Source organism: Pseudomonas brassicacearum, from assembly GCF_918698105.1.
In the GTDB taxonomy this organism is placed as follows: Bacteria; Pseudomonadota; Gammaproteobacteria; order Pseudomonadales; family Pseudomonadaceae; genus Aquipseudomonas; species Aquipseudomonas brassicacearum_F.
Genome location: NZ_CAKKMI010000016.1, coordinates 48085 through 62101 on the forward strand (window position 1 = coordinate 48085; position 14017 = coordinate 62101).

The 14017-nt window shown below is 62.0% G+C and carries 9 protein-coding genes; all 9 read left to right on the forward strand.

Features of this window, described 5'->3' with window-relative positions; genetic code table 11:
• The first annotated feature begins 178 nt into the window (after positions 1 to 178).
• The 9 genes from LQ215_RS08825 (at position 179) to LQ215_RS08865 (ending at position 13992) form a co-directional block, all read left to right on the forward strand.
• Positions 179 to 1480, forward strand: a complete 1302-nt coding sequence (locus LQ215_RS08825; RefSeq protein WP_436839562.1) for an MFS transporter — start codon at positions 179 to 181, stop codon at positions 1478 to 1480.
• Positions 1458 to 2855 carry a NarK family nitrate/nitrite MFS transporter gene (locus LQ215_RS08830; protein ID WP_230148916.1) on the forward strand — a complete coding sequence of 466 codons (1398 nt, stop codon included), beginning with the start codon at positions 1458 to 1460 and terminating at the stop codon, positions 2853 to 2855. The genes LQ215_RS08825 and LQ215_RS08830 overlap by 23 nt, the downstream gene beginning before the upstream one ends.
• Positions 2856 to 2919: 64 nt before the next feature.
• Positions 2920 to 6693: a nitrate reductase subunit alpha gene (locus LQ215_RS08835; RefSeq protein WP_230148918.1), complete on the forward strand. Its 3774-nt coding sequence runs from the start codon at positions 2920 to 2922 to the stop codon at positions 6691 to 6693.
• 1 nt (position 6694) lies between these two features.
• Positions 6695 to 8233, forward strand: coding sequence for a nitrate reductase subunit beta (gene narH, locus LQ215_RS08840; RefSeq protein ID WP_230148920.1), 1539 nt, complete (start codon positions 6695 to 6697; stop codon positions 8231 to 8233).
• A 2-nt stretch (positions 8234 to 8235) separates the two neighbouring features.
• The gene (gene narJ / locus LQ215_RS08845) at positions 8236 to 8991 is read left to right on the forward strand and encodes a nitrate reductase molybdenum cofactor assembly chaperone (protein WP_230148922.1); all 756 of its coding nucleotides are present in this window, start codon (positions 8236 to 8238) and stop codon (positions 8989 to 8991) included.
• Positions 8984 to 9664, forward strand: a complete 681-nt coding sequence (gene narI / locus LQ215_RS08850; RefSeq protein ID WP_230148924.1) for a respiratory nitrate reductase subunit gamma — start codon at positions 8984 to 8986, stop codon at positions 9662 to 9664. The genes narJ and narI overlap by 8 nt, the downstream gene beginning before the upstream one ends.
• 10 nt (positions 9665 to 9674) lie before the next feature.
• Positions 9675 to 10643 (forward strand): peptidylprolyl isomerase, encoded by a 969-nt coding sequence (locus tag LQ215_RS08855; RefSeq protein WP_230148926.1) that lies wholly within the window; start codon positions 9675 to 9677, stop codon positions 10641 to 10643.
• 25 nt (positions 10644 to 10668) lie between these two features.
• Entirely contained in the window at positions 10669 to 11661 is a 993-nt protein-coding gene (gene moaA / locus LQ215_RS08860; RefSeq protein WP_230148933.1) for a GTP 3',8-cyclase MoaA, read from the forward strand.
• Positions 11662 to 11976: 315 nt separating this feature from the next.
• Positions 11977 to 13992 carry a ribonucleoside triphosphate reductase gene (locus LQ215_RS08865; protein ID WP_230148935.1) on the forward strand — a complete coding sequence of 672 codons (2016 nt, stop codon included), beginning with the start codon at positions 11977 to 11979 and terminating at the stop codon, positions 13990 to 13992.
• Positions 13993 to 14017 lie beyond the last annotated feature (25 nt).

Genomic DNA, 14017 nt, shown 5'->3' on the forward strand with positions numbered 1-14017 from the left:
CAGACTTGATCAAGGTATTGATAAATAAAGGGTTGTATCAATATCCGGGTCTACCTCCTTGGAGGTAGACGGGCCAAGCATAGGCCTGGACCGCCCCGGGGCACGTTGACCCAAGTCAAGTTTTCGCGGGGTTCGTATCACTAGGCTGCGCTCAATCGAACTGACGGAGTGCATCGTGATGCGAGCGCAAGTGCAACAAGGGCTGGTACTAGGGATGAGTACCCTGGCCTTCACCGTGTGCTTCATGGTCTGGATGATGTTTGCCGTGCTGGGCGTTCCGATCAAGGAACTGCTGGCCCTCAATGAAACCCAGTTTGGCCTGCTGGCCGCCACGCCGGTGCTGACCGGTTCGCTGGTGCGTCTGCCCTTGGGGCTTCTGACCGACCGCTTTGGCGGACGGATCGTGTTCTTCCTGCTGATGCTGGCCTGCGTATTGCCGCTGTACCTGATCACCCTCGCCACGGCCTTCTGGCAGTTCCTGGTGCTGGGCCTGTTCGTCGGCCTGGCCGGCGGCTCGTTCTCGGTGGGCATCGCCTACGTCGCCAAGTGGTTTGATAAGCAGAACCAGGGTTTTGCCATGGGCGTGTTCGGTGCCGGCAACGCCGGTGCGGCAGTGACCAAGTTCCTCGCCCCGGCGTTGATCGCGTTCGGCACCTGGCACCTGGTGCCGAAAGTGTTCAGCGCCATCCTGTTCATCACCGCGCTGCTGTTCTGGTTTCTCACCACCGAGAAAAAGGAACACAGCGGCAAGGGCGGCGCGACGTTGCGCGAGCAATTGAAAACCCTGAAAGAGCCGGCCGTGTGGCGCTACTGCCAGTACTACTCGATCGTCTTCGGCGGCTACGTGGCCCTGGCCTTGTGGATGACCAAGTACTACGTGCAGGAGTACGGCTTCAGCCTGCAAAGCGCGGCGCTGCTGGCGGCGTGTTTCTCCTTGCCCGGTGGCGTGCTGCGGGCCGTCGGTGGCTGGATGTCCGACCGTTGGGGCGCCCAGAGCGTGACCTGGTGGGTGTTGTGGGTCAGCTGGATCTGCCTGTTCCTGCTCTCCTATCCCCAGACGCAACTGCAAGTGCAGACCGTCAACGGCATCGTCGATTTCCACATCGGCCTCAGCCCTACGCTGTTCACCGTGCTGCTGTTCGTGATGGGTATCGCCTTCGCGTTCGGCAAGGCCTCGGTCTTCAAATACATCGCCAACGACTACCCGAAAAACATGGGCGCGGTGTCCGGCATCGTCGGCCTGGCCGGCGGCCTGGGTGGGTTCGTGCTGCCGATCATGTTTGGCGCCCTGGTGGACCTCACCGGCGTGCGCTCGTCCTGCTTCATGTTGATGTACGGCGTGGTCTGGGTCTCCCTGGCCTGGATGTACTTCAGCGAAATGCGCAAGCGCCCGCTGCTGGGTAAACAGCCGCCGGCCACTCAATCCCCGTTTTCCAGCATTGCCCAAGGAGAAGAACATGTCCGTTCTGCAAACGCCTGAAAAGGGCCCGGTCATTCATGACTGGCGCCCGGAAGACCCAGCTTTCTGGGGCAGTAGCGGCAAACTGACCGCCCGGCGCAACCTGTGGATCTCGATTCCGGCGCTGCTGTTGGCCTTCGCGGTATGGATGGTCTGGAGCACGGTGATCGTGCGCCTGAACGCCATCGGCTTCAGCTTCACCACTGACCAGCTGTTCTGGCTGGCGGCATTGCCGGGGCTGTCCGGTGCGACCTTGCGCATCTTCTACTCGTTCATGGTGCCGATCTTCGGCGGGCGTCGTTGGACGGCCCTGAGCACTGCATCGCTGCTGGCGCCTGCGCTGTGGATGGGCTTCGCCGTGCAGGATCCTGCCACGCCCTACAGCGTGTTCGTGCTGATCGCATTGCTGTGCGGTTTCGGTGGCGGCAACTTCGCCTCGAGCATGTCCAACATCAGCTTCTTCTACCCCAAGTCCCAGCAGGGCACCGCCCTGGGCCTGAACGCCGGGCTGGGTAACCTGGGCGTGTCGGTGATGCAGTTCAGCGTGCCGCTGGTGATCTCCTTCGGCGTGTTCGGCTTCATGGGCGGCCAACCGCAAGTCTTGGCCGACGGCAGCTCGCTGTGGTTGCAGAACGCCGGCTTCATTTGGGTGCCGTTTATCCTCGCCATCACCGTGATCGCCTGGTTCGGCATGAACGACCTGTCCAGCGCCCGCGCCTCGTTCAGCGAACAGGCGGTGATCTTCAAGCGCAAGCACAACTGGCTGATGTGCTGGCTGTACCTGGCCACCTTCGGCTCGTTCATCGGTTTCTCCGCCGCGTTCCCGCTGCTGATCAAGACCTCGTTCCCGGAAGTCATCGCCCTGAAATTCGCCTTCCTCGGCCCGCTGGTGGGTGCGCTGGTACGGCCGCTGGGCGGCTGGTTGGCGGACAAGCTCGGTGGCGCGAAAGTCACCCTGTGGAACTTCGTGTTGATGATCGTGATGGTGTTCGGCGTCTTGCACTTTCTTCCACAGAACGGCGAGGGCGGCAGCTTCTACGGCTTCCTGGGCATGTTCATGTTGCTGTTCATCACCACTGGCGTGGGCAACGGTTCGACCTTCCGCATGATCCCGGTGATCTTCCGCACCCTGCATGAGAAAGCCGCCCTGGGCAAAAAGCCCGAGATGCGTGAACAAGCGATCAAGAACGCCGGCAAGGAATCGGCCGCCGTGCTGGGTTTCAGCTCGGCCATGGGCGCCTTCGGAGCCTTCTTCATTCCCAAATCATTCGGCACTTCGATGGCCCTGACCGGCGGCCCGGAGATGGCCTTCTACATGTTCGTCGGCTTTTACCTGAGCTGCATCGTGGTGACCTGGTGGTGGTATGCCCGCAAGGGCGCCGCGACACCTTGCTAAGCCGAACCTAAACCTGCGTGGGCGGGGCGCAGACCCCGCGGAGCAAGCCTGAGAGGAACACACTGTGAGTCATTTATTGGATCAACTGCGGTTTTTCAACCGCAAGCAAGGCGAGTTTTCCGATGGTCACGGCGAGACCCGCAAGGAGTCCCGCGATTGGGAGAACGTCTACCGTTCGCGCTGGCAGTACGACAAGATCGTGCGGTCCACCCATGGGGTGAACTGCACCGGTTCGTGCTCGTGGAAAATCTACGTCAAGAACGGCCTGATCACCTGGGAAACCCAGCAGACCGACTATCCGCGGACCCGCAACGACCTGCCCAACCACGAACCACGCGGCTGCCCTCGTGGCGCCAGCTACAGCTGGTACATCTACAGCGCCAACCGGCTCAAGTACCCGAAGATCCGCAAGCCATTGCTCAAACTGTGGCGCGAAGCCCGGCAGACCCTGCCGCCAGTGGAAGCCTGGGCCAGCATCGTCGAGGACAAGGTCAAGGCCGACTCCTATAAAAGCAAGCGCGGCATGGGCGGCTTCATCCGTTCCAACTGGGAAGAAGTCAACGAGATCATCGCCGCCGCCAACGTCTACACCGTCAAGGAACACGGCCCGGACCGGGTGGTGGGCTTCTCGCCGATCCCGGCCATGTCGATGGTCAGCTACGCCGCGGGCTCGCGTTACCTGTCGCTGATCGGTGGCGTGTGCCTGAGCTTCTATGACTGGTATTGCGACTTGCCGCCAGCGTCGCCGATGGTTTGGGGCGAGCAGACCGACGTGCCGGAATCGGCCGACTGGTACAACTCCAACTACATCATTGCCTGGGGCTCCAACGTCCCGCAGACCCGTACCCCTGACGCCCACTTCTTCACCGAGGTGCGCTACAAGGGCACCAAGACCGTGGCGATCACCCCGGACTATTCGGAAGTCGCCAAGCTCACCGACCTGTGGCTCAACCCCAAGCAGGGCACCGACGCCGCGTTGGCCCAAGCCTTCAACCATGTGATCTTCAAAGAATTCCACCTGGACAAGCCGAGCGCCTATTTCACCGAATACGCCAAACGCTACACCGACCTGCCGGTGCTGGTGATGCTCAAGCCAATGCTCGGCGCGGCGCCGGGTGCGGGTTACCAGCCGGACCGTTTCCTGCGGGCCAGCGACCTGACCGACAACCTTGGCCAGGAAAACAACCCGGAATGGAAAACCATCGCCCTGGATGCCAGCGGCGAACTGGTTTCGCCCCAAGGCTCCATCGGCTATCGCTGGGGCGAGAAGGGCAAGTGGAACATCCTGCCGCGTGAGGGCGGCGAGGGCCGTGAGATCGACCTCAAGCTGAGCCTGATCGGCGGCGACGTCGCCGAGGTGGCGTTCCCGTACTTCGCCGGCGAAGCCCAGGAGTACTTCCAGCACGTGGCCGGTGATGCGGTGCAGTTCCGGCGGGTGCCGGTGCACAGCGTGGTACTGGCCGATGGCAGCGTGGCGAAAGTCGCCACGGTGTTCGACCTGTCGGCGGCCAACCTGGCGATCGACCGTGGCCTGGGCGGCGCCAACGTTGCCAAGGACTATGACGATGCTTCGGTGCCTGGCACCCCGGCCTGGCAGGAGCAGATCACTGGCGTAAGCCGCGAGAAGGCGATCCAGATCGCCCGCGAGTTTGCCGACAACGCCGACAAGACCCGTGGACGCTCGATGATCATCGTCGGTGCGGCGATGAACCACTGGTACCACATGGACATGAACTACCGCGGGCTGATCAACATGCTCATGCTCTGCGGTTGCGTCGGCCAGACCGGCGGCGGCTGGGCCCACTATGTCGGCCAGGAAAAACTCCGTCCGCAATGCGGCTGGCTGCCCCTGGCCTTTGGCCTGGACTGGAACCGTCCGCCACGGCAGATGAACGGCACCAGCTTCTTCTACGGCCACAGTTCGCAATGGCGCCACGAGAAGATGAGCATGCACGATGTGCTCTCGCCCCTGGCCGACAAATCGCTATTCCCCGAGCACGCCCTGGACTACAACATCCGCGCCGAACGGGCCGGCTGGTTGCCGAGCGCACCGCAGCTCAACACCAACCCGCTGCACATCTGCCGCGATGCCGCCGCCGCGGGCATGGACCCCAAGGACTACGTGGTCAAGTCGCTGCAGGACGGTTCCCTGCGCTTTGCCTGCGAGCAGCCGGACAGCCCGGTGAACTTCCCGCGCAACATGTTCATCTGGCGTTCCAACCTGCTGGGCTCCTCGGGCAAGGGCCACGAGTACATGCTCAAGTACCTGCTGGGCACCAAGAACGGCGTGATGAACGAAGACATCGGCCATAGCACCGAGTGCAAGCCCACCGAAGCCGAATGGGTCGACGAGGGCGCCATTGGCAAGCTCGACCTGGTGACCACCCTGGACTTCCGCATGTCCTCGACCTGCGTGTATTCCGACATCGTCTTGCCGACCGCTACCTGGTACGAAAAAGACGACATGAACACCTCGGACATGCATCCGTTCATTCACCCACTGTCGGCCGCCATCGATCCGGCCTGGGAATCGCGTTCGGACTGGGAAATCTACAAGGGCATCGCCAAGGCGTTTTCCGCCATGTCGGTCGGCCACCTGGGTGTCGAGAAAGACCTGGTCACCGTACCGCTGATGCACGACAGCGTCGGCGAACTGGCCCAGCCATTCGGCGGCACCGACTGGAAAAGCGCCGGTGTGGCGCCGGTCCCGGGCAAGAACGCGCCGAACCTGCACGTGGTGGAACGCGACTACCCGAACATCTACAAGCAGTTCACCTCCCTGGGCCCGATGCTGGAGAAACTGGGCAACGGCGGCAAGGGCATCAACTGGAACACCGACACTGAAGTGAAATTCCTTGGTGAGCTGAACCACAAGGAAGTCGAGGCGGGTATCAGCCAAGGGCGGCCGAAGATCGACAGTGCCATCGACGCTGCCGAAGTGATCCTGTCCCTGGCGCCGGAAACCAACGGCCATGTCGCGGTGAAAGCCTGGGCAGCGCTGTCGGAATTCACTGGCATCGACCACAGCCATCTGGCCATCTCCAAGGAGCACGAGGCGATTCGCTTCCGCGACATCCAGGCCCAGCCGCGCAAGATCATTTCCAGCCCGACCTGGTCTGGCCTGGAAGACGATCACGTGAGCTACAACGCCGGCTACACCAACGTCCACGAGTCGATCCCATGGCGCACCATCACCGGTCGCCAGCAGTTCTACCAGGATCACCCATGGATGCAGGCGTTCGGCGAGCAGCTGATGAGCTATCGGCCACCGGTCAACACCCGCACCATCGCCGGCGTGAAGGGCAAGCGCAGTAATGGCGAGACCGAGATCGTCCTGAACTGGATCACCCCGCACCAGAAGTGGGGCATTCACAGCACCTACAGCGACAACCTGCTGATGCTGACCCTGAGCCGTGGCGGACCGATTGTCTGGCTCTCGGAAATCGACGCCAAGCGCGCCGGTATCGAGGACAACGACTGGATCGAATGCTTCAACGTCAACGGCGCGCTGACCGCCCGTGCGGTGGTCAGCCAACGGGTCAAGGAAGGCATGGTGATGATGTATCACGCCCAGGAACGGATCGTGAACGTGCCGGGTTCGGAAACCACCAAGACCCGTGGCGGCCACCACAACTCGGTGACCCGCGTGGTGCTCAAGCCCACCCACATGATTGGCGGTTACGCCCAACAGGCCTACGGCTTCAACTATTACGGCACGGTCGGTTGCAACCGCGACGAATTCGTCGTGGTGCGCAAGATGGTCAAGGTCGATTGGCTCGATGGTTCCAGTGGCGATGATTTGCCGCGTCCACTGCCGACTGATATCGAGGAGAACTGAGATGAAGATTCGCTCACAAATCGGCATGGTCCTGAACCTGGACAAATGCATCGGCTGCCACACCTGCTCGATTACCTGCAAGAACGTCTGGACCAGCCGCGAAGGCATGGAATACGCCTGGTTCAACAACGTCGAATCCAAGCCTGGCATCGGCTATCCCAAGGAGTGGGAAAACCAGGACAAGTGGAAAGGCGGCTGGATCCGCAACGCTGACGGTTCGATCAACCCACGCATCGGCGGCAAGTTCCGCGTACTGGCGAACATCTTCGCCAACCCGGACCTGCCGAGCCTGGACGATTACTACGAACCGTTCGACTTTGACTACCAGCACCTGCACACCGCACCGCTGGGCGAGCACCAGCCCACCGCGCGACCACGCTCGGTGGTGTCCGGCAAGCGCATGGAGAAAATCGAATGGGGCCCGAACTGGGAGGAAATCCTCGGCACCGAATTCGCCAAGCGGCGCAAGGACAAGAACTTCGACAAGATCCAGGCGGACATCTACGGCGAGTACGAAAACACTTTCATGATGTACCTGCCGCGCCTGTGCGAGCACTGCCTGAACCCGACGTGCGCGGCATCGTGCCCGAGCGGCGCGATCTACAAGCGCGAGGAGGACGGCATCGTCCTGATCGACCAGGAGAAGTGCCGCGGCTGGCGCATGTGCATCAGCGGCTGCCCGTACAAGAAGATCTACTTCAACTGGAAGAGCGGCAAGTCGGAAAAATGCATCTTCTGCTACCCGCGCATCGAAGCCGGGATGCCGACCGTCTGCGCCGAAACCTGCGTTGGCCGCATCCGTTACCTCGGCGTGTTGCTGTATGACGCCGATCGCATCAGCGAAGTGGCAAGCACCGCCAATGAGCAGGACCTGTACCAGAAGCAACTGGAGATCTTCCTCGACCCGAACGACCCGGCGGTGATTCGCCAGGCCCTGGCCGATGGCGTACCGCAGTCGGTGATCGATTCGGCGCAACGCTCGCCGGTCTACAAAATGGCCGTGGACTGGAAACTCGCACTGCCGCTGCACCCGGAATACCGCACCTTGCCAATGGTCTGGTACGTGCCGCCACTGTCGCCGATCCAGAACGCCGCGACGGCCGGCACCGTGGGCATGAACGGGGTGATCCCGGACGTCGACAGCCTGCGTATCCCGCTGCGCTACCTGGCGAACATGCTCACCGCCGGTGATGAAAAACCGGTCAAGCTGGCGCTGAAACGCTTGCTGGCGATGCGTGCCTACAAGCGCTCCGAGCAGGTCGACGGCGTGCAGGACCTGCAAGTGCTGGCCGACGTCGGCTTGAGCGTGAACCAGGTGGAAGAGATGTACCGCTACCTGGCCATCGCCAACTACGAGGATCGTTTCGTCGTGCCAAGCGCCCACCGTGAAGACGCCATGAGCGACGCGTTCGCCGAACGCTCCGGTTGTGGTTTCAGCTTCGGCAGCGGTTGCAGTGGCAGCTCCGACACCAACATGTTCGGTGGCAAGAAGGCCAACCGCCGCGACGTGATCAAAACCGTGCAGTTGTGGGAGGAATGAGCATGCGCATTCTCAAGGTGATTTCGTTGCTGCTCGACTACCCGACCGAGACCTTGGTGGCCGGTCGGGATGAGCTGGAACAAGCGATTCTCCAAGCGCGGGAAATCAGCCCCAACCAGCGCGCCGGATTGTTCGAGTTGCTGGAGGTGATCTGCGGCAAGGACCTGATGGATGGCCAGGAGCACTACGGTGCGCTGTTCGGCCGCGGTCGCTCGCTGTCGCTGCTGTTGTTCGAACATGTCCACGGCGAATCCCGTGACCGTGGCCAGGCCATGGTCGACATGATGGCGCAGTACGAAGAGGCCGGTTTCGCCATCGGCGTCAAGGAATTGCCCGACTACATCCCGCTGTACCTGGAGTTTCTGTCCACTCGTGAAGACATTGAGGCCCGCGAGGGCCTGGCCGATGTCGCGCACCTGCTGGCCTTGCTCGCGGCGCGCCTGGACGAGCGTGAAAGCGCCTACGCCAGTTGCTTCCGGGCCTTGCTGCAAATCGCCGGGGCCGAGCCCCAAGTGGCCGTGGCCGAGTTGCGTGAGCAAGTGAAGGCCGAACCACGGGACGACTCCCTCGAAGCCCTGGACAAGATATGGGAAGAAGAGGCGGTGGATTTCATGCAGGCCGAACAGCAGGACCGTTGCAGTTCACTGCCCAGCGCGCCGGGCAAGGCGCGGGACGAAAGTGCGGTGCCGTTGCACTGGGTGGATTTTCAGCATGAAGGGTTGGCCGCAGCGCCAGCCGGGGAGGTGGGTAATGTCTAAATGGGATCTGTTGTTGTTCGGGGTCTACCCCTATGTCGCCTTGGCGATTTGCCTGCTTGGCAGTTGGGCACGCTTTGATCTGTCCCAGTACACCTGGAAGGCCGGTTCCAGCCAGATGCTGAACAAGCGCGGCATGCGCGTGGCCAGCAACCTGTTTCACATCGGCGTGTTGTTCGTGCTGGCCGGGCACTTCGTCGGCCTGCTGACACCCTCGGCGATCTATCACCATGTGTTGAGCACCGAGAACAAGCAGTTGCTGGCGATGGTCTCCGGCGGTTTCTTCGGCGTGCTGGGCCTGATCGGCCTGGTGATGCTGCTCAACCGCCGCCTGACCGATCCACGGGTGCGCGCCACTTCCAGTACGTCGGACATCCTGGTGTTGGTGGTGTTGCTGGTGCAACTGGTGCTGGGGCTGATGACCATCGTGGCGTCCACCGCCCACATGGACGGCTCGGTGATGGTGATGCTGGCCGACTGGGCCCAGAACACCGTGCTGTTGCGTCCGGTTGAAGCCGCTACCGCGATAGCGCCGGTGGGCCTGGTCTACAAGCTCCACGTAGTGTTGGGCCTGACCCTGTTCGTGTTGTTCCCCTTCACTCGTCTGGTCCATATCGTCAGTGCGCCGGTCTGGTACCTGGGGCGTCGTTATCAAATCGTTCGGCAGAAGTTCTGAGGAGAAGATCATGGCGAGTGGATGCGGATGTGGCGGTAGTGGTGGCGGCAGCGGCGGCTGCGGTTCTTCGGCAAAAGCGGCACCGGTGATCGCGCCGGTGGCCGATGCCGAACCGGCGGGGGCGGTGCAGTTCGAGCCGGCCCAGGCCGGGCCGGTGGCGGAAGATGAAGCGCCACAGTTGATTGCCAGCAGTGAGCAGGAGTGGCCGATCATCAGCGTCAACGGGGTGTCGATCACCCCGCAGGCGATGGCCCTGGAGCTCCAGTATCACCCGGCTGACAGTCGTGAAGAGGCGGTTTACCAAGCGGCACGGGCCCTGGTGATCCGTGAGTTGTTGCAGCAACGTATCGCCGAACTGGGCCTGGCGTTGCAGGTCGGCGCCGGTGAAAACGAAGAGGAAGCGGCCACGCGGCTGCTGCTCGAACGTGAGGTGCAGGTGCCGCAGTGCGACGAGGCCACCTGCCTGCGTTATTACGAAAGCAACCGGGCGCGCTTTCACAGCGCGCCGTTGCTGGCGGTGCGGCATATCCTGCTCGAATGTGCGCCGGACGATGCCGAGGCGCGCAGCCTGGCCCATGTCCAGGCCGAGCTGCTGCTGGAGCGGCTGGACCAGTTCCCAGGCAGTTTTGCCGAGTTGGCGCTGAAGCATTCAGCGTGTCCATCCAAGGCGCAGGGCGGCTCGCTGGGGCAGATCAGCAAGGGCCAGACCGTGCCTGAACTGGAGCGTCAGTTGTTCACCCTGCCGGCGGGCCTGGCCAGCAAACCGCTGGAAAGTCGCTATGGCTGGCACGTGATCAGCATCGACCAGCGAATCGATGGCCAACCATTGCCGTACGAGGCGGTGGCGACGGCGATTCGTACCCAGTTGCAGCAGGGCGTGTGGCAAAAAGCGCTGGTGCAGTACCTGCAAACCCTGATCGGTGCGGCTGACATTCGCGGCATTCACCTTCAGGGCGCCGACTCGCCGCTGGTGCAGTGAGCACGGGCTCAATCGGGAGATCTTCATGAATGCGGTGTTGCAGGACGGATTTGGGCGCCAGATCGATTATTTGCGGATGTCGGTGACCGATCGTTGTGATTTTCGTTGTGTGTACTGCATGGCGAAAAACATGACTTTCCTGCCGCGTCAGCAAGTGTTGACCTTGGAGGAGTTGCAGCGCATGGCGCGGCTGTTCGTCGGCCTGGGGGTGAAGAAAATCCGCCTGACCGGTGGCGAGCCGCTGATCCGTCCGGGCATCGTCGGGCTGTGTCGCGAGATCGCGGCATTGCCCGGCCTGCACGAACTGGTGATGACCAGCAACGGCTCGCAGCTGGGGCGACTGGCCCAGCCGCTGGTCGAGGCCGGGGTCAAGCGCATGAACATCAGCCTCGACAGCCTGGACGGCGACCGTTTTCGGGCGATCACCCGCAATGGCAACCTGGACCAGGTGCTGGCCGGCATCGAAGCGGCGAAGGTCGCCGGGTTCGAACGAATCAAGCTCAACTGCGTGGTCATGAAGGGACGCAACTTCGATGAAGTCCCGGCGTTGGTGCAATACGCCATCGAGCAGCGCATCGACATCAGCTTCATCGAGGAAATGCCGTTGGGGGAGGTGGGGCGTTCCCGGGGCGAGTCGTTCTGTTCCAGCGATGAGGTACGGGCCGAGATCGCCCGTCATCACCGCCTGCTCGACAGCACCGAAAACAGCGGCGGGCCAGCGCGCTATGTGCGCCTGGAGCGTCATCCGGATACCCGGATCGGTTTCATTTCGCCCAACACCCACAACTTCTGCGCCAGTTGCAACCGCGTGCGCATGACCGTCGAAGGGCGCTTGCTGCTGTGCCTGGGACAAGAAGACTCCCTCGACCTGCGCGGCTTGCTGCGGCGTTATCCGCTGGACGACCAACCGGTGATCCAGGCGGTACAACGGGCGTTGCGTGGCAAGCCCTTGCGCCATGACTTCAACCCGGGTGGGGAGGTGCAGATCGTGCGGTTCATGAACATGAGTGGGGGGTGAGCAGTACACAGGTCCCACAAAGGGACCTGTGGTGGATACAGACCTTGCAGTCACCCGAAACCAATGTGGGAGCGAGCTTGCTCGCGATGACGGTGGGTCAGCTTGCATTGATGTTGAATGTGCTGGCCTCTTCGCGAGCAAGCTCGCTCCCACAGGGGATCTGCGGCGCTTGCAAGAACGACTTTTCGCGCCTGAATGTGGGTCACTCCCGATTCTTGATGTCGATCAATTGCAACCCTGCCTTTTGCCCGTACTCTCCACTGCATATTGTGTTTAAAGATCTCTAAAAGCCTATATGTAGTGTCTGGAGCCGAAATGCAGAGCACGTTGATTTCAGTAGGGTGTAACCGCTTGCACAAGCGCGATGGCAGCGTGGTTGCCTTTGATGCGGACAAGATCCGCCAGGCGCTGATCGCCGCCGGCAAGGCCACCGGCGAATATGCCGAAGCCGAGGCCGAGGCGTTGCTGGAGGCGGTGTTGGCGCGGTTGGAAGGGCAGACGCGGTTGAACGTCGAGCAGATCCAGGACCGTGTCGAACGGGTGCTGATGGACGCCGGTTTCTTTCTCTCCATGCGTGCCTACATCGTCTATCGCGAGCAACACGGACGCCTGCGTCGGGATCGCCGTACGCTGGTGGAAGTCGCCACGTCGATGAATGAATACCTGGATCGCGAAGACTGGCGCGTGCAGGCCAATGCCAACCAGGGGTATTCCCTCGGCGGGCTGATCCTCAACGTTTCGGGCAAGGTCACCGCCAACTACTGGCTCGACGAGGTCTACAGCCAGGCCATCGGCGAGGCGCACCGTGAAGCTGACCTGCATATCCACGACCTGGACATGCTCGCCGGCTACTGTGCCGGCTGGTCCTTGCGCACGCTGTTGCACGAAGGCCTCAACGGCGTACCGGGGCGGGTCGAGGCCGGGCCGCCCAAGCATCTGAGCAGTGCCCTGGGGCAGATGGTGAATTTCCTCGGCACCCTGCAGAACGAATGGGCCGGCGCCCAGGCGTTCAGCTCGTTCGACACTTATCTGGCGCCCTATGTGCGCAAGGACCAGCTCAGCTACGACGAGGTCCGCCAGTCGTTGCAGGAGTTCATCTACAACCTCAACGTACCGTCGCGCTGGGGCACGCAAACCCCGTTTACCAACCTGACGTTCGACTGGGTCTGCCCGGAGGATCTGCGCGAACAGATCCCGATTATCGGTGGCGAGGAGATGCCGTTCGCCTACGGTGACCTGCAAACGGAAATGGAGCTGATCAACCGCGCCTACATCGAGGTGATGCAGGCCGGCGATGCGAAAGGGCGGGTGTTCACCTTCCCGATCCCGACCTACAACATCACCCACGACTTCCCGTGGGACAGCGAGAATGCCGACCGGCTGTTCGAAATGACCGCCCGCTACGGCTTGCCGTATTTCCAGAATTTCCTCAACTCGGACATGCAGCCCAATCAAGTGCGGTCGATGTGCTGCCGCCTGCAACTGGACGTGCGTGAGCTGCTCAAGCGCGGCGGCGGCCTGTTCGGCTCGGCGGAACAGACCGGTTCCCTTGGCGTGGTGACGATCAACTGCGCGCGCCTGGGTTACTTGTACAAAGGCGACACCAGCGCGTTGCTGCAACGCATCGACACCCTGATGGAACTGGCGAAAGAGAGCCTGGAGGTCAAGCGCAAGGTCATCCAGCATCACATGGATGCCGGTTTGTACCCTTACACCAAGCGCTACCTGGGCACCTTGCGCAATCACTTCTCCACCATCGGCGTGAATGGCCTGCACGAAATGCTGCGCAATTTCACCGATGACCAGCAAGGCCTGCACACCGAGCAAGGCCGTGAATTTGCCCTGAAACTGCTGGATCACGTGCGGGCCACGCTGCTGCGATTCCAGGAAGAAACCGGCCACCTCTACAACCTCGAAGCCACGCCCGCCGAAGGCACCACGTACCGCTTCGCCAAGGAAGACCTCAAGCGCTACCCGGACATCTTGCAGGCCGGCAGCCCGGTCGCACCGTACTACACCAACTCGTCGCAACTGCCGGTGGGCTTCACCGAAGACCCGTTCGAGGCCCTGGAGCTGCAAGACGAACTGCAATGCAAATACACCGGCGGCACCGTGTTGCACCTGTACATGGCCGAGCAGATTTCCTCCACGCAGGCCTGCAAGCAACTGGTGCGCAAGGCGCTGGGGCGTTTCCGCCTGCCGTACCTGACCATCACGCCGACCTTTTCCATCTGCCCTGTGCACGGCTACCTGGCCGGCGAACACGAGTTTTGCCCCAAATGCGACGAGGCCTTGCTGCTGCAACAGCAGTTGGCGGGCAGCGTCCACTGATCCGATCCATCGACCGCAAGGAGCT